This window comes from Nocardia pseudovaccinii NBRC 100343, assembly GCF_001613225.1.
Taxonomy (GTDB): Bacteria; Actinomycetota; Actinomycetes; order Mycobacteriales; family Mycobacteriaceae; genus Nocardia; species Nocardia pseudovaccinii.
Genome location: NZ_BDBY01000114.1, coordinates 1 through 23,534, shown reverse-complemented (window position 1 = coordinate 23,534; position 23,534 = coordinate 1). Strand labels below are relative to the sequence as shown.

Annotated in this window: 22 protein-coding genes and 1 pseudogene; 9 read left to right on the top strand and 14 right to left on the bottom strand. The window is 66.0% G+C overall.

What is annotated here, in order from left to right; all coding sequences use genetic code 11:
- The 3 genes and pseudogenes from NP3_RS49105 to NP3_RS13470 all read left to right on the top strand — a co-directional run.
- Positions 1 to 591, top strand: a pseudogene (locus NP3_RS49105) (hypothetical protein); the annotation flags it as partial.
- 66 nt (positions 592 to 657) lie between these two features.
- Positions 658 to 1,077, top strand: coding sequence for a pyridoxamine 5'-phosphate oxidase family protein (locus tag NP3_RS13475; RefSeq protein WP_063041198.1), 420 nt, complete (start codon positions 658 to 660; stop codon positions 1,075 to 1,077).
- 107 nt (positions 1,078 to 1,184) lie between these two features.
- Complete coding sequence (locus tag NP3_RS13470; RefSeq protein ID WP_063041196.1) at positions 1,185 to 1,637, top strand: VOC family protein; 453 nt, start codon at positions 1,185 to 1,187, stop codon at positions 1,635 to 1,637.
- A gap of 50 nt (positions 1,638 to 1,687) precedes the next feature.
- Here NP3_RS13470 and NP3_RS13465 read toward each other — a convergent pair whose 3' ends face one another.
- Positions 1,688 to 2,308 carry an AMP-binding protein gene (locus tag NP3_RS13465; protein ID WP_063041194.1) on the bottom strand — a complete coding sequence of 207 codons (621 nt, stop codon included), beginning with the start codon at positions 2,306 to 2,308 and terminating at the stop codon, positions 1,688 to 1,690.
- A gap of 107 nt (positions 2,309 to 2,415) precedes the next feature.
- Positions 2,416 to 2,556 carry a hypothetical protein gene (locus tag NP3_RS49100; RefSeq protein ID WP_169814496.1) on the bottom strand — a complete coding sequence of 47 codons (141 nt, stop codon included), beginning with the start codon at positions 2,554 to 2,556 and terminating at the stop codon, positions 2,416 to 2,418.
- A gap of 53 nt (positions 2,557 to 2,609) precedes the next feature.
- Here NP3_RS49100 and NP3_RS49095 point away from each other — a divergent pair, with 53 nt between their 5' ends.
- Positions 2,610 to 3,014: a helix-turn-helix domain-containing protein gene (locus NP3_RS49095; RefSeq protein ID WP_169814494.1), complete on the top strand. Its 405-nt coding sequence runs from the start codon at positions 2,610 to 2,612 to the stop codon at positions 3,012 to 3,014.
- Positions 3,015 to 3,214: 200 nt separating this feature from the next.
- Here NP3_RS49095 and NP3_RS13450 read toward each other — a convergent pair whose 3' ends face one another.
- A complete protein-coding gene (locus NP3_RS13450; protein WP_063041189.1) occupies positions 3,215 to 4,216 on the bottom strand; it encodes a GlxA family transcriptional regulator in 1,002 nt (333 codons plus the stop codon).
- A gap of 73 nt (positions 4,217 to 4,289) precedes the next feature.
- Between NP3_RS13450 and NP3_RS13445 the strand changes: the two genes are divergently transcribed.
- On the top strand, positions 4,290 to 5,117 hold the full coding sequence (locus NP3_RS13445) for a dienelactone hydrolase family protein (protein ID WP_063041188.1): 828 nt from the start codon (positions 4,290 to 4,292) through the stop codon (positions 5,115 to 5,117).
- Positions 5,118 to 5,168: 51 nt separating this feature from the next.
- On the opposite strand, the gene NP3_RS13440 is transcribed toward NP3_RS13445, so the two are convergent.
- From NP3_RS13440 to NP3_RS13415, 6 genes are all read right to left on the bottom strand, one after another.
- On the bottom strand, positions 5,169 to 6,005 hold the full coding sequence (locus tag NP3_RS13440; RefSeq protein ID WP_063041187.1) for a sirohydrochlorin chelatase: 837 nt from the start codon (positions 6,003 to 6,005) through the stop codon (positions 5,169 to 5,171).
- Complete coding sequence (locus tag NP3_RS13435; protein WP_063041186.1) at positions 6,002 to 7,243, bottom strand: uroporphyrinogen-III synthase; 1,242 nt, start codon at positions 7,241 to 7,243, stop codon at positions 6,002 to 6,004. The genes NP3_RS13440 and NP3_RS13435 overlap by 4 nt, the downstream gene beginning before the upstream one ends.
- A 2-nt stretch (positions 7,244 to 7,245) precedes the next feature.
- Positions 7,246 to 7,692, bottom strand: a complete 447-nt coding sequence (nirD, locus tag NP3_RS13430) for a nitrite reductase small subunit NirD (RefSeq protein ID WP_084508555.1) — start codon at positions 7,690 to 7,692, stop codon at positions 7,246 to 7,248.
- A 64-nt stretch (positions 7,693 to 7,756) separates the two neighbouring features.
- Positions 7,757 to 10,306 (bottom strand): nitrite reductase large subunit NirB, encoded by a 2,550-nt coding sequence (gene nirB, locus NP3_RS13425; RefSeq protein ID WP_063041185.1) that lies wholly within the window; start codon positions 10,304 to 10,306, stop codon positions 7,757 to 7,759.
- Between the two features lie 26 nt (positions 10,307 to 10,332).
- Positions 10,333 to 11,796: a nitrate/nitrite transporter gene (locus NP3_RS13420; RefSeq protein ID WP_084508554.1), complete on the bottom strand. Its 1,464-nt coding sequence runs from the start codon at positions 11,794 to 11,796 to the stop codon at positions 10,333 to 10,335.
- Positions 11,797 to 12,045: 249 nt separating this feature from the next.
- A complete protein-coding gene (locus NP3_RS13415; protein WP_245720917.1) occupies positions 12,046 to 13,305 on the bottom strand; it encodes an MFS transporter in 1,260 nt (419 codons plus the stop codon).
- Between the two features lie 65 nt (positions 13,306 to 13,370).
- On the opposite strand from NP3_RS13415, the gene NP3_RS13410 reads away from it, so the two are divergent.
- From NP3_RS13410 to NP3_RS13395, 4 genes are all read left to right on the top strand, one after another.
- Positions 13,371 to 14,042: a FadR/GntR family transcriptional regulator gene (locus NP3_RS13410; protein WP_063041180.1), complete on the top strand. Its 672-nt coding sequence runs from the start codon at positions 13,371 to 13,373 to the stop codon at positions 14,040 to 14,042.
- Between the two features lie 188 nt (positions 14,043 to 14,230).
- Positions 14,231 to 15,715 (top strand): MFS transporter, encoded by a 1,485-nt coding sequence (locus tag NP3_RS13405; RefSeq protein WP_063041178.1) that lies wholly within the window; start codon positions 14,231 to 14,233, stop codon positions 15,713 to 15,715.
- Positions 15,716 to 15,889: 174 nt separating this feature from the next.
- Positions 15,890 to 16,429: a GNAT family N-acetyltransferase gene (locus NP3_RS13400; protein ID WP_169814495.1), complete on the top strand. Its 540-nt coding sequence runs from the start codon at positions 15,890 to 15,892 to the stop codon at positions 16,427 to 16,429.
- Positions 16,430 to 16,496: 67 nt separating this feature from the next.
- Complete coding sequence (locus tag NP3_RS13395) at positions 16,497 to 17,354, top strand: hypothetical protein (RefSeq protein ID WP_063041173.1); 858 nt, start codon at positions 16,497 to 16,499, stop codon at positions 17,352 to 17,354.
- A 14-nt stretch (positions 17,355 to 17,368) separates the two neighbouring features.
- Here NP3_RS13395 and NP3_RS13390 read toward each other — a convergent pair whose 3' ends face one another.
- From NP3_RS13390 to NP3_RS13370, 5 genes are all read right to left on the bottom strand, one after another.
- The gene (locus NP3_RS13390) at positions 17,369 to 18,475 is read right to left on the bottom strand and encodes an SCO2521 family protein (RefSeq protein WP_063041171.1); all 1,107 of its coding nucleotides are present in this window, start codon (positions 18,473 to 18,475) and stop codon (positions 17,369 to 17,371) included.
- Between the two features lies 1 nt (position 18,476).
- On the bottom strand, positions 18,477 to 19,493 hold the full coding sequence (locus NP3_RS13385; protein WP_040694812.1) for an SCO2522 family protein: 1,017 nt from the start codon (positions 19,491 to 19,493) through the stop codon (positions 18,477 to 18,479).
- A 47-nt stretch (positions 19,494 to 19,540) separates the two neighbouring features.
- Positions 19,541 to 20,452, bottom strand: coding sequence for an SCO2523 family variant P-loop protein (locus tag NP3_RS13380; protein ID WP_063041169.1), 912 nt, complete (start codon positions 20,450 to 20,452; stop codon positions 19,541 to 19,543).
- A gap of 3 nt (positions 20,453 to 20,455) precedes the next feature.
- Positions 20,456 to 22,300 carry an SCO2524 family protein gene (locus tag NP3_RS13375; RefSeq protein WP_063824759.1) on the bottom strand — a complete coding sequence of 615 codons (1,845 nt, stop codon included), beginning with the start codon at positions 22,298 to 22,300 and terminating at the stop codon, positions 20,456 to 20,458.
- A gap of 294 nt (positions 22,301 to 22,594) precedes the next feature.
- Positions 22,595 to 23,446 carry a TIGR02569 family protein gene (locus tag NP3_RS13370; protein WP_040694815.1) on the bottom strand — a complete coding sequence of 284 codons (852 nt, stop codon included), beginning with the start codon at positions 23,444 to 23,446 and terminating at the stop codon, positions 22,595 to 22,597.
- Positions 23,447 to 23,534 lie beyond the last annotated feature (88 nt).

The following is a 23,534-nucleotide window of genomic DNA, read 5'->3' as shown; positions in this document are numbered from 1 at the left end:
GCGCGGGTCAATGAATTCCTCGGCAAGGCGGTCGCGGTGGTCCGGGAACATTTCGGAGGCAAAATCACCTATGCCGCGGTGCCGCTCGAACGCGTGGACTGGGCGCCCTTCGACATTGCCTCGGTGGATCTATATCGGTCCGCCGAGATCGCCGACCGGTTCGCCGATGGCGTCGGAACCCTTGTCGCCCAAGGCAAGCCGCTCGCGATCACGGAGTTCGGCGCGGCCACCTTCCACGGCGCGGGCGATCGCGGCGCACTCGGCCTGGAGATCGTCGAACACGATCCGGATACCGGCGCGCCACTGCGCGTGAACGGCGACTACCGCCGCGACGAGGCAGGCCAGGCCGCTTACATCCGCGAGCTACTGGAGATCTTCGATAGCAAGGACGTGGACAGCACCTTCGTCTTCACCCTCGCCCTGCACGACCACCCACACCGCCCCGACGGCGCCCCGCGCGACGACCTGGACCTGGCCAGTTACGGCATCGTCAAAGTCTTCGAAAACCGACAGGGCGACACCTATCCGGACCTGCCATGGGAACCGAAGGCCGCATTCCACACCCTCGCCGACTACTACCGAGAGCACTGAATCGAATGGCCCGTATCCCCAACCGCAAGGTAGACTCGAACATAAGTTCGAATCGAGGGGTTCTGGATGCGGGCGTTACGTCGAGCCGAGATTGCCGGGTTGCTGGCCAGCGATATCGTCGCGCACCTGGCTACCATCGACGCGGCCGGATATCCGCATGTCACACCGATGTGGTTTCTGTGGGATCAGCAGGCATTCCGGCTGACCAGTTGGGCGGGGCGGCCGCATTTGCGGCGGATTCTGGCGAATCCGCGGGTCGGGTTGGTAATCGATCGGGAAATGGTGGGCTCGCGGGACGGCGGGCAGCGACCGAATCGGCAGGTGTGGGCGATCGGAGATGCCGAGCTGACCATCGATGCGGATGGTGTGTGGACCCAGCGCATCTGGGAGAAGTACGGCACCGGGCCGGTGCTGGGTGAGGTGGAGCGCGCGCGGGTGCTGATCACGATCACTCCCGACCGCTTCATCGCCGTCGCGAGCGTCTGACCTGCACGAAAATTTCTTCAGAAAATTTCGCGGAGATATGTCGAAGACGTCGGGGCAGCTCCGACCGAAGGGTGAAAGCAGGTCATAACCTACCCAAGGAGCCCACCATGTCGGTCAACACTTTCCTCTGGTTCGACAACGACGCCGAGGAAGCCGCCACCCGCTACACCGCGCTGATTCCCAACTCTCGCATCGTGGATGTCAATCGACACCCCGATGGCTCGGCGTTCATCGTCTCGATCGAACTCGACGGTCACCCGTACACCCTGATGAACGGCGGTCCCGGGCATCCGTTCACGGATGCCGCATCGATCCAGGTGATCGTGGATACCCAGGCCGAGGTCGATCGCCTGTGGGACGCCTTGATCGATGGCGGTGAACCCGGGCCGTGCGGCTGGCTCACCGACCGCTACGGCCTGTCCTGGCAGGTCGTCCCGGCGACCCTGCTCAACCTCATGGACGGTGCGAACCCCACCAAGACCGCCGCCACCGCCGCGACGCTGCGGTCCATGTCCAAGCTCGATATCAAGGTTCTGCAGGACGCGTACGACAACGCCTGAGACCGGGCACCCCGTCTGATAGCCGGGCACCCAGCACACAGGGTGCCCGGCTACGACAAGGGGTGCCCGGCGGAGGGCGGATGCGGGGTGCGGTGGTCGAGCTCGCGGTGGGTGACGAGGACGCCCTTCGGGGCACCCGTCGGATCCGAGAGGTAGAGCAGATACGCCGGGTGGCCGGGTCGTAGTGCCCGCGCCCGGTGGACATTGTCGATCGGGGTAGCGGGGCGACGGGCGGCTCGACCGGCCGCGGCGCAATCATCGAACATCAGCCAGTCGATGCCGTGTCGCGGTAGATCTCGCCTGACAGCGGCGACCGTGATCCCCTGCCGTGCACCGGAATCCGCGATCACCGTCGCGATTCGGCGGGACGGTTCGGTCGGGTCGACCGGAACGAAACACGCTCCGGTCTTGGCGACCGCCCAGAGCGCCAGCCCGGATTCGAGCGGCCGCGACAGCGCTGCCACCACGAACTCGCCCGGTCCCGCACCACCGGCCATCAATTCGCGCGCCCATCTGGATGATTCCTCGTCCAGCTCCTGATAGGTCATCGTGCGCGCACCGTCACGCAGGGCGATCGCATCCGGAACGGTGCCCGCACGGAGGAGTTCGGGCAATAAGACCGTCGGACCGGTCGCGCCCGCTCGCGCGGTGTTGTCGTCGGCTCCCGTCACAACGCCTCCCCGGGTATTTCGGAAAGCCTGCCGCGGCCAACCTACGGCACTACCGGACGGAGACCGCGGCATTCCACACCCTCGGGATGTCGCCGTCGTCAGGCCGATCAGGATGCCGAAACCACCTCCGCGAAGACATCGTCGAGCTTGCTCGCGGTGAGTCCGAAGGTCTCCCGGGTGGTGGTGTCGTCGACGGACCGGTGACCACCGCCGCAGGTGCCGCCGCCGGAATCGACCTGTGCCTGCACCTGATTCGCACCGACTACGGTGCGACGGTCGCCAATGCGGCGCCCGCGCCGCTGTGGTGACACCGGTACGCCCCGGCGGCCAAGCCCAATTCGTCGACTCACCACTGCCGCCGGAGAACGGCCGCACCCGCTCGGCCACCCGCACCTGGGCCCTGGAACGCCTCGACACTCCCCTATCCCTGGACGATCTGGCCACCCACGCCCGCACCAGCGTGCGCACCCTCACCCGCCGCTTCCACGAGGAAACCGGCCTCAGCCCGCAGAAATGGCTACTGCACCAACGCATTCAGCGCGCCCGCGAACTCCTCGAATCCACCACCCTGCCCATGGACCAGGTGGCCCGCCACAGCGGCATCGGTTCCGCGGAATCCCTGCGCCAGCACATGATCCGCCACGTAGGCTTCCCCCCGACCGCCTACCGCGCATCCTTCACCCGCACTCCGTCATCGACGAGCTGATCCCGCAATCCGGCATCAGCGAACCAACTCTCGATGGCGCATCATCAGTTCGATCCGATGTGGTTGGCGGAGGTTCGATCAAACGGATTCCAGCACCGCCTTGCTACCTGCCGGACCAGCACCCGTGCTCGGATTTTCAATACTGATGTCTCGCAAATCCGCATGACGCCATGGCGGTTCGGATGAATCAATCTGAATATTCAGATTCCGCTGCTCGTTTGCGGTGCTCGTGATCGGGTTCGGGTGGAGCTGGGGGCCTCGCCCGTATGCCTGCGGTAGATGCGGCGGAACGCGGCCGGATCGGCGTAACCGACGGCGGCGGCGATGACGTCGACGGGGTCTCGGGTGGCGGCGAGGAGGGTGGCCGCGTGGCGGACGCGGAGGCGGTGGACAAACTCCATGGGCGATATGCCGAGGCCCGCACGGATGCGCCGCGCGAGAGTTCGCTCGGAAACCGATGCGGCGCAGGCCAGTTCGGTCAGGGTCAGTTGGCGGTCGAGATTGGCGGTGACATGCCGTTCGACCGCGCGCACGGTAGGGTCAGTGGACCGTAGGTGCTCCAGCACCATATAGCGCGACTGCGACATGCGGGCGTCGAGCACGAGGTAGCGAGCGACACGGTGGGCGAGTTCCGCGCCTTGTAGGCGGGCGACCAACGCCAGCATGAGGTCGGCGTGGGCGAAGGCGGCGCCCGCGGTGAGGACTTTTCCACTCTCGATGACCATGCGGTCGGCTTGTACTTCGACGTCCGGGAAGCGTCGAGAGAGCAGCGGTGCCAGCCACCAGGTCGTCGTTGCTTGCCGTCCCGACAGGAGCCCCGAGGCGGCGAGGACGAAGGTGGCTGAGCACGATGCGGCCACCGTCGCACCGCTGGCGGCCGCATGCCGAATCAGCTCCACCGCTCGTAGCGTGTCGGGTCGGATCAGAAGTTGATCGATGCGACATTCGTCCGCCGCGGAAGGACCCGCGATCACCAATACGTCGTCGGGACCGAATTCTCCGGGGCTCATCGGAACCCCGGTCGATACCGAGATCAATCGTCCGCTGCCCGATCGAACAGGTTCTCCGTCCAATGACACGACGCGCTGAAAGAGCAGCCGCGGCGGCGTCCGGTCGGCGACCGCGGCGGCGGTGTCAACGATGTCGATCCCGATGCCGAGCGCACCCTCGAGCACACCGTCCAGCGCGAGGTGGGTAATCACGTGGCAAGAATAGACCGAATAGTGGCAAACAGGTCAATGGTGATGCCGCATAGCCTCCGGCATCGTTTCCACTGTGCAGAATTCTTTCTCGGAAGTTCCACGCGATGATCCCCTCGACGACTTCACCCGCCGACTGGTCACATTCGACGATACGACCCACACCGTGTACGTCGGCGGCGACGGACCCGCGGTCATCGTGATGGCGGAGATGCCGGGCATCAGCCCGGACGTGGCGCGATTCGCCAGGTGGGTCCGTGATGCGGGGCTCACGGTCTACCTGCCGTCGCTGTTCGGCCGGGACGGCGCCTATCCGCATGCCGACCACGGTGCGACAGTTTTCAAACGCGCCTGCGTCAGCGCCGAATTCCGAGCGTTCGGAGCCGGCCGATCCAGTCCCGTCACCCGATGGCTGCGGGCGCTGGCCGTCATCGCGCACCGCGAATGCGGCGGTCGCGGTGTGGGCGCGCTCGGCATGTGCTTCACGGGGAACTTCGCACTCACCATGATGCTCGAACCAGCGGTGCTGGCGCCCGTGCTATGTCAGCCCTCCCTGCCGTTGGACGATCCTGGCGCGCTTGAGATTTCGGCCACGGAGCTGTCCGCGGTCCGCGAACGCCTCGACCGTGAGGACCTCGTCGTGCGCGCCTACCGATTCGAAGGCGACCGTTTCTGCACCGCGCAACGTTTCGCCGCCTACGCGGCAGCCCTCGGCCCGCGCTTCGAGCCACGGGTGCTACCCGCGTCGGCGGCAAACCCGGCGCCACCACCGTTCTTCGAACAGCATGTCGGGTGCGCCCACAGCGTCGTCACTGCCCACCTCATCGACGCCGCCGGTGAACCTACCGCCCAGGCCCGTGACGATATCATCGCGTTTCTCGTCGACCGGCTGCATTCCCGGTAAACAGACCAGCTCGAGCCGCCTTCTGGTCCCGGTACCAGCGCTCGTACTGCGCTACGCTCCCCTGACTTGCACAGGGAACGTGCTGGCCCGCATCAGTTCCTGGGCAGCGGCACGGTATCGGTCGGCGATCAGACGGACGACCGCAGGGTGAACACCGATCGGCTCGGCGACACCGTCGGCTCCAGCATCGTGCAAGCGCTGCTGGAACAGACCGTGGGCCAGCAGATACGAGGCGATGAAGACGCGCCGCGCACCCGAATCACGAAGTTCGGCAACGACTTCCGGGATGCGCGGGGCTCCGGTGGCGACATAGCCGATGCGAACCGGTACACCGAGATGTTCGGCCAGCATGCCCGCCGCGCGCCGAACATCCTGGCGCGCACGGGCATCCGAGGATCCGGCTGCCGCGAAGACCACCGCGTCACCGGGACGCCAGCCTGCGGCACGCAGCCGCATGGCCATGATTCGGGCCAATGCCGGGTCCGGTCCCATCGCGGGGGTGACCGCGACCTCGGGGTGACCGCTCTCGGTCACCTCGCGCGGCACGTCCTGATAGACGTGGTATCCGGAAGCGAGGAAGGCCGGAACCACCACGGCGGGAACCGATTCCCCTTGGGCATCGGTGAGATCACGCAGCACCTCGGACGGAGATGGACCGAGCACGTCCACGAAAGCGGTACGCACCCAGGGGTTCTCCAGCCCGTGAGCAACAGCGCGATGTTCACAAACCGGAGCGGCGGAAGTATCGGCGTCGCGCCCCGAAATCGCGACGCCGTACTCACCCACCCCGAGCTCTCGGGTCACCGCTTCCGCGAGCGCGGCGATCATCTGCACACCCCTGGTACTCCTGGTGCCGTGTGCGACCAGGACCAGGGCCGGAGCCGTCACCAGCTCCCCGCAGGCTGTGCGTACCTCGGCGCGCGCGCCGGGGTACCGATGCCCGCTACCGGCGCACGGCCGTTGGCGACGGTGCGCGGAAAGTCATCGGCGCACTCCGCGGCGTCCAGCGCCAGTCGGTAGCCCCGCTTGACCACGGTCTGAATGGCTTTCGGCGTGCCGAGCCCGGCGCGCAGCCGCGCGATCGCGGTCTCCACGGCATGGGTGTCGTCACCGCCGCCGGGCAGCGCGGCGAGCAGATCCTCCCGGGAAACCACCCGCCCGGGCTGCCGCGCCAGCGATCGCATCAGTGCCATCGGCGCGGGCGCGAGCTGACGCACCGAACCGTCGACCACGACGCACGCACCGCGCACGCTGATGGTGTGTCCGGCGGCCTGAATTCGATTGGCGCGCCGCGGTAATTCCTCGGCTACGTGCCGGGCCAGCGCACCGAGGCGCGCCCGTCCCGGCATCGAGGTCGGCACACCCAGCTCCTCCAGCGGAGCCGCGGTGATCGGTCCGACGCAGGCGGGCAGCACCCGTCCGCGCAGCGCGTGCAGCACACCCTCGAGCAGCCCGGTCTCCTTGGCGCGCATCAACATCGACGCCACGGCGGGCGCACTGGTGAAGGTCACGCAGTCCAGGCTGGAGGTGATGATGGCCTCGATCAGGTTGTCCATCGGGCCCTGATCATCCGGCGGCACCCAGCGGTATACCGGCACCGCGACGACATCCGCACCGGCACAACGCAATACCTCGCAGAAGTCGGGGACCGGCTCCCATTCGGTTGTCGCGCCGTGCAATTGGACCGCGATCCGCACACCCTCCACGCCCTCGGCGAGCAGGTGATCGAGCACCTCGGCAGAGGATTCCGACGCGGGCGACCATTCCTCGCGCAGTTCGGCGGCGCGGATGGCGCCCTTGGCCTTCGGCCCACGCGCCAGCATCCTGGTGGCCGACAGCGTCAGCCGCAGATCCTCGGCAATGCCCCAGCCCTCGGCCGCTTCCATCCAGCCGCGGAATCCGATGCCGGTGGTGGCCACCACGATCTGCGGCGGATCGGCGACGATCTCGCGGGTCACTCGCTCCAGTTCGTTGTCGTCGGCCAACGGGATGATGCGGATGGCGGGAGCGGCGACGATACCGGCGCCCCGTCGGGTGAGCAGCGTAGCGAACTCATCGGCCCGCCTGGCGGCCGTGACGCCGACCGTGAAACCGGCCAGACAGGCGCCCGTATCGATTGTCGTCATGCTTATCCACCGTCCGCGGCGACGAGTCCGGCATCGACCGGGTCGTTGGAAACCGAAACGATGCCGTCCTCGACGCGCACCGCGTACACCGGCAGCGTCGCCGAATCGTCGTCCAGGCAGTGCCCGTCCAGCAGCGAAAAAGCCTGCTTCAGCAGCGGTGAGGCCACGACAGGAATACCGGCGCGGTCACCGACGATCCCGCGCGACATCACTGCCGCGCGGCCGATCGGATCGATATTTCCGACGGCGGCGAGGGTGCCGTCGGTCATCAGGAACAGAGCGGCCTGACGGCCGCCCTTCAGCAACACCGCAACGCCGCGGCCGGGAATCAGGTAGTCGAGTCGGCACGCCTGCGTCCAACCCGAAGGGGATGGCAAGTCGGCGGAGCCGACGGGGTGGGTCAACACTGTGGGGGCAGTGGCAATGCCGGGGGTATCCATCACGGTCATCGGTGTCATCCTCCAAACGCCTTACCCATTGGTACAGGCGTCCTGTTTCTTCGGGGTTAAGCGGCTATTGCCCGCGTGTGGCAACCGGGATTTCCGGCATGCCGAGCAACACAGGCACCTTCCGTTCCCCGGTCTCATCGAACGAAATGGTCGGATCGGCCTCTTCCGGGGCGTTGACGAAGGAAACGAAACGCGACAGTTTCTCCTCGTCCTCGAGCACCGCGGCCCATTCGTCGCGGTAACCGGCGATATGCTGGGCCATGGCCGCCTCCAGATCCTCGGCGATCCCGAGGCTGTCCTCGCACACGACCTGCTTGAGGTAATCGATGCCGCCCTCCAGCGCCTCCTGCCACGGCGCGGTGCGCTGCAGCCGGTCGGCGGTGCGGATGTAGAACATCAGATACCGGTCGATGTACTTGATCAGCGTCTCGTCGTCGAGTTCACCGGCGAGCAGCACCGCGTGCTTCGGGGTCAGACCGCCGTTGCCGCCGACATACAGGTTCCAGCCCTGTTCGGTGGCGATCACGCCGACGTCCTTACCGCGCGCCTCGGCGCATTCCCGGGCGCACCCGGAGACGGCCAGCTTCAGCTTGTGCGGCGAACGCAGGCCGCGGTAGCGCTTCTCCAGCAGCACGGCCATGCCGACCGAATCCTGCTGACCGTAACGGCACCAGGTGGAGCCGACGCAGCTCTTCACCGTGCGCAGCGACTTGCCGTACGCGTGCCCGGACTCCATGCCGACGTCGACCAGGCGCTGCCAGATCTGCGGCAGCTGTTCGACGCGGGCGCCGAACAGGTCGATGCGCTGACCGCCGGTGACCTTGACGTAGAGGTCGAATTCCTTGGCAATCTGACCGATGGTGATCAGCTGATCCGGGGTGACCTCACCGCCGGGCATCCGCGGCACCACCGAGTAGGTGCCGTTCTTCTGCAAATTCGCCAGGAAGTGGTCGTTGGTGTCCTGCAGCGCGGCCTGTTCACCGTCGAGGATGTGATCGCTCGAAGTGGAGGCCAGGATGGAGGCGACCGTCGGCTTGCAGATATCGCAGCCGGTGCCCGTGCCGTGCTTGGCGATCAGGGCGGAGAAGGTGCGAATGCCGGTGACCTGGACGATCTGGAACAGCTCGGCCCGCGACTGCGAGAAGTGCTCACAGAGCGCCTTGGACATCTCCACGCCGGACTGCTCGAGCAGCTTCTTGAGCATGGGAACGCATCCGCCGCAAGAGGTTCCGGCGGACGTGCACTTCTTGACGCTCGCGATATCGCAGGCACCCTCTTCGATGGCCCCGCAGATCGCACCCTTGGAAACGTTGTTGCAGGAGCAGATCTGGGCATCGTCGGGCAGCGAATCGGCACCGAGTTCGGCGCCTGCGGGCGAGATCAGCGCGGCCGGTTCGGCGGGCAGCGGACGCCCGACCAGCGGACGCAGCGCCGAGTACGCGGTCGCGTCACCGACCAGGATGCCGCCGAGCAGAATCTGCGCGTCGTCGGAGACGACGAGTTTCGCGTAGGTGCCCTTGGCGGCGTCGTGTAGCACGACCGATAGCGCGCCCTCGGTGGTGCCGTGCGCATCACCGAAGCTGGCGACGTCCACGCCGAGCAGCTTGAGCTTGGTCGACATATCCGCGCCGGGGAATTCGCCTGCGCCACCGAGCAATCGGTCCGCGACGATCTCGGCGGTGGTGTAGCCGGGGGCGACCAAGCCGTAGCAAACACCTTCCACCGCAGCGCATTCGCCGATCGCGTAGATGTTCGGATCGGAGGTCTGCAGACCGAGGTCGGTGATGATGCCACCACGCGGGCCGACCTCGATGCCGCTGTCGCGGGCGATCTGGTCGCGCGGGCGGACACCGGCGGAGAAGACCACGAGTCCGGCGTCGATGACCGAATCGTCGGAGAGCGTAATCTTCAGGCGCTCAGCCGCTCCCGCGTCCGCGACGGTCTCGATCGATGCGGTGCCGACACCGGTGTGCACCTGCAGCCCGAGATCGGTGACCAGCTTCTCCAGGATGGCGCCACCACCCTCGTCGACCTGGGCGGGCATCAGCCGGGCGTTGAACTCCACGACATGCGGCGTCATGCCGAGCAGGCGCAGCGCGTTGGCCGCTTCCAGACCCAGCAGGCCACCACCGACGACCACACCGGACGCACCGGGTCCGGCCGCGGCGGCGGCCGCGCGGATTCCGTCGAGGTCATCGATGGTGCGGTAGACGAAGCACTCCGGCAGGTCGTGGCCCGGCACCGGCGGCACGAACGGATACGAACCGGTCGCCAGCACCAGCGCGTCATAGGCGATGGTGTCGCCCGCCGAGGTGGTCACCTTGCGCGCCTCGCGGTCGATGGACTGCGCGGTCTGGCCGAGGCGCAGTTCGACCAGCGCGTCACCGGCGTATTCGTTACCTGGCAGCGCCAGCGCGGCGGGATCCCAGGTACCGACATAAGACGAGAGTCCGACGCGGTCGTAGGCGGGCAGCTGCTCCTCGCTGAGGATGATGACCTGCCACTGGCCTGCTTCGTCCCGGGACCGCAGCGCCTCCACGAACCGGTGCCCGACCATGCCGTGGCCGGCGACCACGACGGTCTTGCGCTGGGTGGGGTCGACTGTCGAGTTCATGACTGTCCTCCGTTGATGATTCGGCGTCAGGCTCGGGCCGACGTGCTGGTGGACTGGGACGGGGTGCCTGCTTCGGCTTCGAGCACGAGTGCCTCGGCCTCCGCGACGACCTCGGAGTCGACCGCGCCGCGCGGGCGGCGCAGGAAAACCAACCAGGTCACCGCGGCGCAGGCCACGTAGAAGGCCATGAAGACCCAGAACGCGGTGGTCGCCGATTTGGTCGAGGCGTAGGAGGAGCGCAGGACGAGGTTGATCGCGACACCGCCGAGCGCACCGATCGCGCCGACGAAACCGATGAGCGCACCGGAGGTGTTCTGCGACCAGGCGGCCTGGGTGGCCGGGCTCGCGTCCAGGCTCTTGGATTTGGCGTCGAAGACCGAGGGGATGATCTTGGTGACGGCACCGTTGCCGATACCCGACACCACGAACAGCGCGATGAATCCGGCCACCAGCGCCGTCATCGCGGCACCGCTCGGCACGCCGCCACTGCGGTCACCCGCGGTGCTCGCCACGGCGACCAGCACGGCGGCCGCGGTCATCACGGCGAATGTGTACAGGGCAACCCGGCTGCCACCGATCCGGTCGGCCAACTTGCCGCCGTAAGGGCGGGCCAGCGAACCGAGCAGCGGACCGATGAAGGCGATCTGCGCGGCATGCAGTGCGGCCTGCGCGACCGTGTCGCCACCGGCCTTGAAGCTGATCTGCAGTACCTGACCGAAGGCGAAGCTGTAGCCGATGAACGAACCGAAGGTGCCGATGTAGAGGAAGGCGATCGCCCAGGACTGCGGCACCTTGAGTGCCGTGATCATGTAGGTGAGATCGGCCTTCTGGTTCTTCAGGTTGTCCATGAACAGCGCGGCGCCGACACCGGCCAGCGCGACGAGCACGAGGTAGATCGCGCAGATCAGCGAGGCGTAGCCGTTGCCGAGGGTGGCGATGACCAGCAGACCGACCAGCTGGACGACCGGCACGCCGATATTTCCGCCGCCCGCGTTCAGCCCGAGCGCCCAACCCTTGAGCCGCTGCGGGTAGAAGGCATTGATATTGGTCATCGAGGAGGCGAAGTTGCCGCCACCGAATCCGGCGAATGCCGCCACCACCAGGAAGGTCGTGTACGAGGTGCCCGGCTGATTGATGAAATACAGCGTGAGCAGCGTCGGAACCAACAGCAACGAGGCACTGAAGATGGTCCAGTTGCGACCGCCGAAGCGCGCGGTGGCCACGGTGTACGGAATGCGCAGGAACGCACCGACCAGCGTCGGCATGGCGACCAGGAAGAACTTCCCCGCCGGATCGATGCCGAACTTATCGGTGGGCATGAACAGCACCATGACCGACCAGATGGACCACACCGAGAACCCGACGTGCTCGGCGAAGACCGACCAGATCAGATTCCGCTTGGCGATGTCTTTGCCACCGGCCTCCCAGGCCGCGACATCCTCGGCATCCCAATGCTCGATGTTGTGGTTACGCGTCAGCGTGCTCAACAGGGGCCTCCCAAAATCGGTTAGCCCCACGGTAGGAAACGGGTATTGCCGAAATGCTGCCCCAAATGACCGTCAAATCAACGGTTGCTCACGATTACCGGGAAAGCCGGGTGAGTTTCAACGAAATGTTTCGCGCATGTGACACACCGGTTTCCACACGTCACAAACAGCCGATCTTCGAATTACCGGCTCGTGAGGTGTGACGCGCACAGCATGCGCGCGGTCACACCACCTCGCAACTCGAAAGCGGGATCAATTCCAGGTGTCTTCGAGCATGCGCGGCTTGCAGGCCTGCCAGGCTCCGGTGAGCAACACCAGCACCGCGACGACGAGCATCGCGAACGGTGCGCCCCAGCCCTCGGTCGCGCTGTGCAGCATGCCGAACAGCACCGGACCGACGCAGGCCACCGCATATCCGACGCCCTGGGTGAAGCCTGACAGCGCGGCCGAACCCTGCGGGGTCCTGGTGCGCATATTTATCAGCGTCAGCGCCATCGGGAAGGTGCTCGGGCCGAGGCCCAACAGCACGACCCACAGCAACGGCACAGTCATCGGCGCGATCAGCAGTCCGGCGAATGCGGTGAAAAAGAAGACGGCACAACCCACTACGAACGGGAACGGATTGCGGAACCGCGCGACCACCGTCGGTGCGGTGAACGCCGACACCAGACCGACCAGCGCGAACACACCGACCATGGCGCCGCCGAACCCGGCACTCGCGCCCGCCTCGGACAGGATCTTGGGCAGCCAGGTGAACATGGCGTAGGTGGTCAGCGAGGTCATGCCGAACATGCCCGCCATGCCCCAGGCCACCGGCGAACGCCATACCTTGCCCTTGGGCTCCTGGGTTCGCGACGGCAGCGCCGTGCTGTCCACCCGATCGTGGCCGCGGCGATCGCGCAGCACACCGAGCCACGGCAGCGCGGCCGCGAAGCCGAGAATCGCCCACAGCCCCAGCGAGATCCGCCAGCCGTGCGCATCGGCAACCGGCACCGCGATCAGCGCGGGCACAACGGTGCCGAGCTGGACCATGGTGATGTAGAGCGAGCTGACCACCGCGAGCCGGTCCGGGAAATACCGTTTGACCAGCGGCGGAATAACCACATTGCCGATACCCATACCGCCGAGGGCCAGTGCGGAGAAGATCAGCAGTTCGGCCGTGCCGCCGACCACCGCCCGGATCAGCATGCCGAGTCCGGCCATCAGCATCGCGACGAGTGCGGTGCGCTCCAGCCCGATCCGGCGCACGAAAAGCGGGGTGAGCAGACCGGAAACCGCGAACATCAGAGTCGGGATCATGCCGAAGACACCGACGACGGCCGTCGAGTAACCGATATCGGCGCCGATGCGCTCGGCCAGCGGCGAGAACGCGGTGACGGCGACCCGGAGGGTGAGCGCGGACATCACAATGGCGGCGAGGACGAGCAGTCGGCCTTCCGTCAGAGCACGTTTGCGCCGCTCGACCCGGACGGATTCCGGACGAGTCATGGTTTCCGGGAGAGTTGCAGTCACCGCGAAATCATAGGATGACCCGATGATAGGAGGCAAGGATTTGTGACGGGCGGTACTCTGTTGCCGTGCAACCCGTCCGGCGGACCAGCCTCATTGCCCAGGTAACCGAGCAGCTGCGTGCCGAAATTCGTTCCGGCCGTTGGGCTATCGGCTCCCGAATCCCCACCGAACCGGAGCTCACCGAGCTCACCGGAACCGGGAGAAATACGGTACGCGAGGCGGTGCAGGCGCTCGTCCACTCCGGGATGCTGGAGCGTCGCCAAGGCTCGGGCACCTATGTCATAGCGGCCTCGGAGGTCGGCGGCACCCTCGCGAAGTACTTCGCCGACGCGGAAGAACGCGATGTGCTGGAACTGCGCATGGCCCTGGACACCAATGCCGCGGCCTTGGCGGCGCGCAGGCGCGACGAGACCGATATCGCCAATCTGCGGCGGCTGCTCGAGGAGCGCAGCCAGCAGCCCTGGGATGAACAGAATCTCGCGGCCATCGAGGCCGATGTGGAACTGCACCGCGCGATCGTCGTCGCCAGCCACAACGCGGTATATCTGGAGTTCTACGATTCGCTGCTGCCGATTATCGAACAGGTGATCCGGGCGCGGACCGCGAAATCCGACGATGCCTACGACGCGGAGCACAATGAATTGGTGCAGGCCGTTATCGATGGCGATCCGGAACGCGCGGCCCAAGCCGCGCGGTGCTTCCTCGCCTCGCTGATCGCCGAATACCCGGACCGCTAGACTTCTGGTCAACCGACCGAAAACACTTGCGCCCAACAGGTAACCAATCGGTCACCGACCGGCTCGCCACCATGTGAGTCGGATTTGCCTGGAACGTCACTTCAGGCCATTCACACGCAACAACCGGCTTTTACCTTTGTCTCGACCGCAGCTCGGCGAACCCACCGAGCCAGATCGAGAGGAAGCCGATGACTGCCGCAGTAGCTGCCACCGGCCAGCAGTCGGATACCCAGGTATTCACGCACCAGAAAAAGGGGCGCTGGCTGGATCACTGGGAACCGGACAACACCGAATTCTGGGAATCGGGCGGCAAACTCACCGCCCGCAAGAACCTGATCTTCTCCGTCTTCGCCGAGAATCTCGGCTTCAGCGTCTGGGTCATCTGGGGCACCGTGGTGACCAGCATGGGCCTGGCGGGCTTCGACTTCCTGGCCGGACTCGGCAAGGGCAACCCGACCGCGGTGAGCAATGCGCTGCTGCTGACCTCGACCCCGACGCTTGTCGGTGCGGCACTGCGCATTCCGTACACCTTCGCCATTCCGAAGTTCGGCGGACGCGCGTTCACGGCGTTCAGTGCGGGGATGCTGCTCATTCCGACGCTCGGCCTGGCCTACTTCGTGAACCAGCCCGGCACACCCATGTGGGTGTTCATGGTGCTCGCCGCACTGGCGGGTTTCGGCGGCGGCAACTTCTCGTCCTCGATGGCCAATATCTCGTTCTTCTTCCCGGAAGGGAAAAAGGGTGCGGCCCTTGGCATCAACGCCGCGGGCGGCAATCTCGGTGTGGCGCAGACCCAGTTGGTGCTGCCGCTGCTGATCACCCTCGGCACGCACATCATGGCCAAGGACGCGGCGGGCTACCGCTTCGGCATCACGCTGTCGGTGCTGGTCTGGGTGCCGTTCATCCTGGTCGCCATGTTCGGCGCGCTGCGGTACATGGACGGCATCAGCACCGCCAAGGCCGACGGAAAGTCCTACAAACTGGCGCTGACCAATAGGCACACCTGGGTGATGTCGTTCCTCTACATCGGCACCTTCGGTTCGTTCATCGGCTTCTCCTTCGCCTTCCCGACCCTGATCAAGGCCAACTTCCCGGATCTGGCCAAGATCGGCTGGATCACCACCCTCGGCAACCTCGCCTTCCTCGGCGCGCTGGTCGGCTCGTTCAGCCGTCCGTTCGGCGGCTGGATCTCCGATAAGGTCGGCGGCGCCAAGATGACCATCTATGTCTTCGGCGGTATGGCGGTCGCCTGTGTGCTGATCATGGCCGGATTGCAGGCCAAGAGCTTCCCGCTCTACCTGGTCGCCTTCCTGCTGCTGTTCGTGCTGACCGGAATCGGCAACGGTTCGACCTACCGGATGATCCCATCCATCTTCAGCGCCGAGGCCAAGAAGTACGCATCCGAACACGGACTCGACCTCACCGACGCCGCCGCCTCGGCCAAGCGTCAGGCCGGTGCCGCGATCGGTGTGATCGGCGCGATCGGCGCCTCCGGCGGCTATCTGCTCCAGCAGGCACTTCGCCTGTCCAACATCAACTTTCACAGCATGAACCCGGCATTCTGGGCCTACGCCGGCGCCTTCCTGGTCATGGCCGCGGTCACCTGGTTCTTCTACCTGCGCTCCTCGTTCGCCGTGGCCCGTGTCCCCTCACTGGCCTACGCCAACGTATAACCACATCACCCGCTAGACCCGAATGCCGCGCTGGACGAGGTCCCCAGCGCGGCATTCGGCCGTCCATCCACAGCATCGCCCGCGACTGAGCGGGGATCGCATTTGGCGGTCTCGGTCCGTCAACTGCGCCAGCACTTTACGCTGGAAAGCAGCCTCACACCGGGAGGGTGGGCATTGGATAATTCCGAGGGGGCGGGGGAACCGGTGTTCCGGACCGCACGATTGGCGGATCTCGACGATATCGCCGCGCTGGAGCGAGAACATTTCGGCGACCTGTGCTACCCGTATGTGACGCTGCGGCAACTGTTCGACCTGCACGGACCCGATTGGGTGGTGGCCGAGATCGGCGGCAGAGTGCGCGGCTACGCACTCGTCGGCGTCGGCACCCGGCGGCGCGGCTGGGTGATGGGTCTCGCGGTCGCGCCCAGCTACCGCAATCGTGGCCTCGGCCGCGCGCTGCTGGACCGGGCGGTGACGAGTTGCCGCACCGCACAGGCGGATTCGGTATACCTCACGGTGCGACCGACCGATCGGCGCACGGTCAAGCTGTACAAGAACGCGGGATTCCGTTGGGCCGGATACGAACAGCGCTACTTCGGTGCGGACGAACCGCGAGATGTGCTGGTACACCGCATCGATCGCTGGCCTACCACCTCGCAGTTCCCCGGGCCGAGCGACAAGCGATGGCTCAAGGGCGGTCGCGCACCGGATTGATAGTCGAATCGCGTTGGTATGGTGGTTATCACGTCGAACGCGACGGCTGCACCCGGGGGAATACACGATGACCGAATACGCGGGCCTATCCCAACTGTCACCTGCCACCGCCGAGAAGGCGGTCAATTCGATGACCATGCTGATCGATCGACATGCCGACCGGTACGCCGGTGAGATCGCCGAATACTTCCAACAGGCCGGAGCCGGAGCCGAACAGCGACTCCTCGACTCCTTCAACACCCATGTCGAGACATTGGAACTCGATTACGACCCGGTGAAGATTTCCCAGCCCGGCGACAGCCTGGTCTTCTCCCATATCTACACCGCCGCACGGGAACCCGCCACGGACGGCGACGGCCGTCTGCGCGCTTTGACGGCGCTGCTCGCCGCCGAGGTCGAATTCCGCGGACCACGACGGCTGAGCCGCACCCAGAACACCCGGATCGCCGAAATCTATGAGCATCTCGGCCGCGCGCTGGTCGCCGCCGACCTGCCCCACCATGCCGTGCTGGCCTTCAAACGCGCGGTGGGACTGCACCGTGTCGAGGAGGACTTCGACGCACAGGACCGCTGCGGGCACGCCTTGGCGCAAGCGCGTTGCCGCGCCGTCGATCAGGTCTGGAAGCGGATCCCGCACTGGACCCTGGAAGTGCTGTGCGGCTATGGTTTTCGGCCGTTCCGGCTGCTCTGCTGGATCGCCGCCGTACTGCTCATCGGCACCGTCGTGCTGTGGGCCACCGACGGGCAGCCGATCCCGACCGCACTGCACATGTGCCTGATCAACTATCTGAATCCACTCGGCCTCGGCGATCTCGAGAAGATCAGGGGCTCCGGACGGACACTGCTGGTCATCGAGGCCTACGCCGGACTCGTGCTCAATTCGCTGTTCTTCGCATTGCTGGTCCGGCGATGGTTCCGGATCTGATCGCGCCGCGGCGGCTAATCCGCACTGTAGTCCTCAGTGCCGATTCTGGTGTGCCGCATCGCATCCAGTGTCGCCACCAGCACCCGATTGTGCAGCTGATCGATCAATGCGCGCCGTCCCGCGGTGAAATCCGGATCGGTATTCAGCTGCGTCCACAGCCCGCGCAGCGCCGGCGGCGTATGCGCGCCCGGCACCCACAGATGTGCCAGATGGTGCAACACCGGGGCCAGCACCCCCACCGACTCCGCACTGCCCTGCGGGTAACCATCGGACTGCTCCAGCGCCGCGGCGGTGACCGACAGCAGCCAATCGTGCACCGCGAGATCCTCACAGAACCGCTGCACATCGGCCAGTTCCGCCTCGGTGCGAACGGTGATCAACGCGGTGCGGACCGTATCGTTCTGCAACCTGAACCACACCACCGGCTGCGCTGGATCACCGATCCGCGCCGCCCAGCGCAGCCTGGTCGTCCCCGATTGCACCGGCGTGTTCTGATCGAGGCGGTGATCCATCCGAATGCGGCCGAGCAGCCGATTGACGATCGACGCGAGATCGAGGGTGCCCACCGGCGGCGGGCCCGCGGCCAGGAAGCCCTCGGCCAGCCGAGCGCCGGTTTCGGCGGTGACCTTGGTGATCACCTCGGACACCCCGACCTGGCTCAGATAATGCGACCACGTCCGGCGCTGATCGCCTGCGGCGCGCACGACTCTGGTCTGCGCCGAACTCTGCAGCACCCGTCCGCCGACCACGACCGCGTGCGTTGCCACCGTGCCGATCGCCCGCACATCGGGATGCGAAGGGGCGGCCAACCGGCAATCCACGCCCTCGGCGGTGGTCGGCGAAACCGCGAGCGACATCGGCCGCTCCCGCCACAGCATCGGACGACCCGGCACCAACTCGAGCAGTTGCTCGAGATCACCGCGCGGCAGCGGCGCCGCCGCGGGCAGCAGGCAGGTGTCCACCTCACCGAACACGATCAGTGGGCCTGCGGGTGTCCTGGTCTGTGCCGCACCCGCGCGCATCAGCAGGCGCACGGCTCGGCCACGACGCAGCTGCCTGAGATGCGGCGTCGAGCGGGCCGTGCGCATCCGGCGCGCGGCCGAATCGTTCGGTTCGTTCACGTCAGGATCCGTCCAGCAGGAAATGGGTGAGGCGTTCGGTCACCTTGCGCGATACGTCGATCCCCTCCTCGTTGCCCCTGGCGACGATCTGATCCACCACTTCGTCGTCGAGTTGGATGTGATCGAGTATTACCCGCACCGCGTGCTCGATACCCAGATATCGCTGCGGCAGCAGCGAAAGTGACCGATATGCGGCAAAAGGTTTGGCCCGCGGATTCAGCTGGACCACCGCGGGCATCTCCCACCAACTGCTCGGCCACGGCATACCCGCCTCCCACGGCTGCGGCTCGACCACCGGCATACCGTCGAAACGCAGCATGCCCAGTCGCAGCAACTGCCAGATGGAGGCCAGATACGGGCAGGACCATTTGGTGAAGACTTCCTTGCGCCCGTTCACCTTCCGGGTCTGTTTGCTCCACATTTCGACATCGAGGAAAATCGAATGCTCGCGCCGCCCGAACTCCTCGGCCGGTTCGTACGGCTCGTCGTGCATGGCCTGCTCCGAGGGATCATCGGAGGCGCGTCGGCCATTGCACAGCCAGCCGGATTCCGCGGTGGGTGGTCTGCGTCCGTTCGCGCCCTCGGGCGGTTCGGCCACGATGCGGGCGCGGACCAACTCGGCCAGCTCGATACGCGGCGCGCTCACCGCGCCGTATTCGGCGGCCGGAACCTCCCAGCAGCCCGCCTCGCGCGCCAAATAGTCGATGCTCAAACCGCATTCGTCGGCATTGCGCAGCAATTTGTCGAGGATTTCGCCGGGATTGGTGTCGGACCGGAAATAGTCGTCGACCAGAAAGCAGGTGCTCACTCTGGCGCGCGGACCGAATTCGATTTTCGCGGCCTCGGTGAATGCCGTGACCAGCGGCACGATCCGACGAAACTGCGTGCGAATCTTCTCCTCGCCATTGGCCAGATCGTGCATATAGAAATGCCCGACCTCGATCGACACATGGGACAGCGGCACCTTGGCGACGCGCGGGTGCTCGGTGGCCTCGCTGTAGCCTGCGGCATGCTCCATGTGCTCGAAATCCCTTTCCTCCGATGGTGTTCTCGAGTTCGGTCGATTCAGATCCGGCGCCAGGTCGCGGGATCGAGCACGCGATCGGCGAGCGTGTCGAAGGCCTCGACGGTTGCCCTGTTGGCAATTTCCTTCTGCACGTCGATATCCAGAATCAGCTGTTCGCGCCATTGCAATACCGGCTCGACCGGGGTCTCGCCGAGCATCGCGCTCGCACCGACCTTGTTCGTCGATGCCAGCCGTTTCAACATGGAGTCCTGCTGGTGCAACCAAGCCGCCTGCGGCCCAGGGGATTCGGTCGCCTCGTTCAATTGCGGCACCGCGGTGCGCACGTACCTGATGTTGTCCAGCAGTACCTCGGGGTCGTGGCCCGCGCCCGAACCGCAATCGAGGATCCCGTACTGTCCGCGCACCAGACCATGTGCGGCGATGATGTGCTGCCGGGTCCAGCGATGAAATACCAGCCAGCGCACCGTTCGCGCGGCCAGCTGAGGCAAAGCCGTTGCCTTGAGCGCGATGTCCATCGCCACCGAGCGTCCCGCGCTGAGATCGACAATGCAGACGTCGAAGTCCTGATCGAGTTCGAGCAGCAACTGGGCGCAGTTGTCGAGGGTACGGTCATCGATCTTAGTGAACTCCGCGCCACCGGCATCGCCGGGCAACAGGAACAGCTTGCCGGTTCGTGTACGCATCTTGCGTAATTCGCGACGATCGGTATTGTCCCGCACGTCGATTCGAGTGGCGACGCCGCGGCCGAGCAAATAGGAATGCAGGCCGTCGCCACCGGTGATGCCTCGCTCCACACCGCTGATCTCGAAAAGCGCACCCGCGGTAGGGGAACCGAAATCGAAATCCAGATAGGCGACCCGCTTACCCCGCACACACATCCGATAGGCGAGATTACAGCTGGTCACCGAGCGGCCGGTGCCGCCCTTGTCGGAGGTCGCGAACACGATCATGCGCTAGGGGTTCCTTGTCGCGTCGCGGCGGGCGGCGGCCAGTCGGTCGAGTTCGCGCAGCGCGTCGAGGGCGTGCACGAAGGTGGTCGCGGAATCCTCGCGCACCAACCGCCTGGCCTGATCGATATGGTCCTCCACGCGATCGAGCGCGGCCCGGTTGCCCGAGGTGTCGTCGATGCTCACACCGAGCATCTCCTGATCGAATCGATGCTCGGCGGTATTCAGCATGACCCGCGCGACGTCCTGCAGATCCGGCCAGTTGGGCGGCGGTTCACGGTAGGTGCGGTCCGCGGCCACCAGACATTCGACGACGCGTTCGGTCATGTACCAGGACGGCCGGGTGACCTCGGCATCGCCGTTCTCCCCGAACGCGCCCGCCGGATCGTCCCACAGTCCGGGCGCACCGGCCCGCAGCATGCGCCGATCCAGATGCTCCATCACCGATTTGGCCAATTCCATCAACTTGTCGCGGGCCGCGACATTGTTGGACAGCCTGGCCGCCTGCAACATTCGCTTGAGCAGCACCGCTGAGAAGTCCGAAACCTCCCACTGCAGTGTCGGTCCGTCCTCGACGCCCTCACTGCCGCGCAGGGTCAGTCGCACGCCGGGAGTGTGCAACGCGACGGCGGGGTCTTCGCGCATGGTCCGGCGAATGATCCGGCCTCGGCCCGCCAATTCGTCGAAAATGGCTACGGCCCTTGTCAAGTCGTCATCGGAGGCGGTGCGCGCGACCAGATCCTGGATCAATACCGCGGAAACGATGAGACTGAAGTAGTCCGACTGCTCGCCGTCGGAGGTGCGCCACGGAATATCCTCCAGCGGCCAACCGCCCGAGCCGAACCGCGCGACCGTCGACCAGTAGCGCTGGGTCAACTCCCAGCGGGTACGCAGGGCCTGGGCCAGCCGGTGCTGTTTCTCGTCGAGCAGACCGAGCTCACCGGTGCGCGGGGAGACCAGGTCGTTGATGCCGTCCAGCGCGACGACCGTGAAATAGAGATACGGGCGCGGATCGGCGATGCCCTTCTCACTCGCGATCTGCGCCTCGACGAAGTCGACCTCGGTGGCGTCGCGCGCCACACCCCAACTCCACCCGCATTCGAACAGCAGATTCTCGTCCTCGAGCTCCTTGACCGATTCCTCCTGGCCCAGGGTGACATCACTGCGCAACCGCGCCCGTACCCGTTCCAGACTGCGCCGCACACCGTCGACCATGCCCTGCTCGGGCTCGCCGGTCTGATTCAGCATCCCCAGAATCGCCTGTCCCTCAGGCGATTTCGGCTTGACGGTATTGACGACGAAACTGCGGACCAGTCCGGTCATCGCCGCGGTGAGCCGCGCACTGAGCTGCCCGGAGAGGATATCGATCCGCTGTGTCAGTTCCCCTGGTCGCGCCCAACCGCGGAAGGCGCGCAGGAAGCGCAGGCCTGCCATACAGACGGTCAGCGACATCGAGTACGAGTCGACGACCTCGATACCACGCTGCGCCGTGTTGGGTTCGCGCTCATCGGCGGAGCGCAGATAGCTGCCCGCGGAGAAGTTCGGCTGCCCGCCGTCACGGGTGTTCTGCTCGATGTAGCGCTCGAGCAGCCAGACAACGAAGCTACCGATCTGCTTCGGACCGCCGAGCGGTTCGAGGACCGAACTGACGTCGTCCTCCATGCGATCCGGATTGTCCAGTGCGAAGATATCGATCTCGGTGGCCGGATACAGCAGGCAGAGCAACTGCTCGGAATCGCTGATAGAGTTGGCGTCCATCCGACCGCCCCAGCGCCAGTCCGTGCCATCCCAGCACGCGGCGAGCATGGCGCGCCACACGTCCAGAATCTGTTGCCTCGGTTGGATTCTCACCTGCTGCCGTCCTCACCCCAAGTCGCAGGCGCGCCGCTCCTCACCGCGTCCACGAACGTCAAATTAGCACGGGCACAACGCTTACGCTGCTCCACGAGGGTCCGATCCGGTTCCATTCCGGCATCATCTGCACCGGTCGCGGGGCCGTTCGAGCACGGGCAACCACACAGCATCCGGTGGCCCGAAAAGCGGGTAAAACGACGCCGCCTGATGGCGGTTGTCCGAGCATAGAGCAACCGATGCAGCGCACGGCGCAGATCGGGTAACCGGGCGATCGCGCGGTTGGGACCGAACTCAGAGCATGAGGCGAACCATGTCGGCGGTCCGCGCCAATCCGGGAAACGCCTCGGGGGTCGAGCGTGGGTGCAGCGCATGTACAGCAAGCCGAAACATGACCGCTCGCAACAACATCTGCGGCCACTCGGGTAAATCGGACCAGCGGTCGAGCAGGCCGTCGTCGGCGCCGCCCCAGGCGAGTGCGTCGACGACGATGACACCGGCGGCCCATGGCGCCGGTCGCCAGTACGGCGTGATGTCTGTGAGGCCGGGTGTGAAGACTCCGGCGAAAAGTACCGTGCCGAACAGGTCTCCGTGCACCAGTTGCGCAGGTGTTTGGACCGGTTTGCGGAGTGTGGCGAGTTGGCCGATCAGTTCCATGCTGCGTTGGCCGTCGGGGGAGGTTGCCGGGGTGATGCCACCGGCGCGCAGACTTCGCAGCGGTACCGCCTCCCAGGCGGCGCGGTCGGCGGCGACGAAGACGTCGACATCGACCCAGGGGGCGACCGGCGGCTGGACCAGGAACCGTGGTCGTTCGAGCTCCGCCGTGGCCTTGTGTAGTCGCAGTGATACCGAGACGACCTCGTCGTAACGTGGCTCGGGTACACCCTCCAAATAGGTATCGGCGCGCCAGCCGGACACCACATAGCGGCCGTCGGTGGCGCGCACGGGGCGGGCCAGGCGTAGGCCGTCCACCTTCAGGGTTTCGCGGACCTTCGCCGACCATGCCGCCCTGGCATGATCGGCGATCGGGCTGAGCACCACATCACCGAGCCGCCAGCCACCGTCCCAGTCTCCCAGCGAAACCGGGGTCACTTCGCGCAGACCGAACGTGGCGCGCACGTGCTCGGGGGGTTCCACAGAAGTCACGGCCGTACGGTACCTGTGTTGAATTTGGCACGCCTGCGGCGCGCCGTGCGCTCTGTCTATGGCAGCGCCTGCGGCGCTGCGTGTTCGC

Bases quoted from the DNA above. Each gene is read 5' to 3' on its own strand.
- NP3_RS13475 (WP_063041198.1), top strand. From the start codon at position 658: ATGCGGGCGTTACGTCGAGCCGAGATTGCCGGGTTGCTGGCCAGCGAT.
- NP3_RS13470 (WP_063041196.1), top strand. From the start codon at position 1,185: ATGTCGGTCAACACTTTCCTCTGGTTCGACAACGACGCCGAGGAAGCC.
- NP3_RS13435 (WP_063041186.1), bottom strand. From the start codon at position 7,243: ATGACGACAATCGATACGGGCGCCTGTCTGGCCGGTTTCACGGTCGGC.
- nirD (WP_084508555.1), bottom strand. From the start codon at position 7,692: ATGACCGTGATGGATACCCCCGGCATTGCCACTGCCCCCACAGTGTTG.
- nirB (WP_063041185.1), bottom strand. From the start codon at position 10,306: ATGAACTCGACAGTCGACCCCACCCAGCGCAAGACCGTCGTGGTCGCC.
- NP3_RS13405 (WP_063041178.1), top strand. From the start codon at position 14,231: ATGACTGCCGCAGTAGCTGCCACCGGCCAGCAGTCGGATACCCAGGTA.
- NP3_RS13395 (WP_063041173.1), top strand. From the start codon at position 16,497: ATGACCGAATACGCGGGCCTATCCCAACTGTCACCTGCCACCGCCGAG.
- NP3_RS13385 (WP_040694812.1), bottom strand. From the start codon at position 19,493: ATGGAGCATGCCGCAGGCTACAGCGAGGCCACCGAGCACCCGCGCGTC.
- NP3_RS13380 (WP_063041169.1), bottom strand. From the start codon at position 20,452: ATGATCGTGTTCGCGACCTCCGACAAGGGCGGCACCGGCCGCTCGGTG.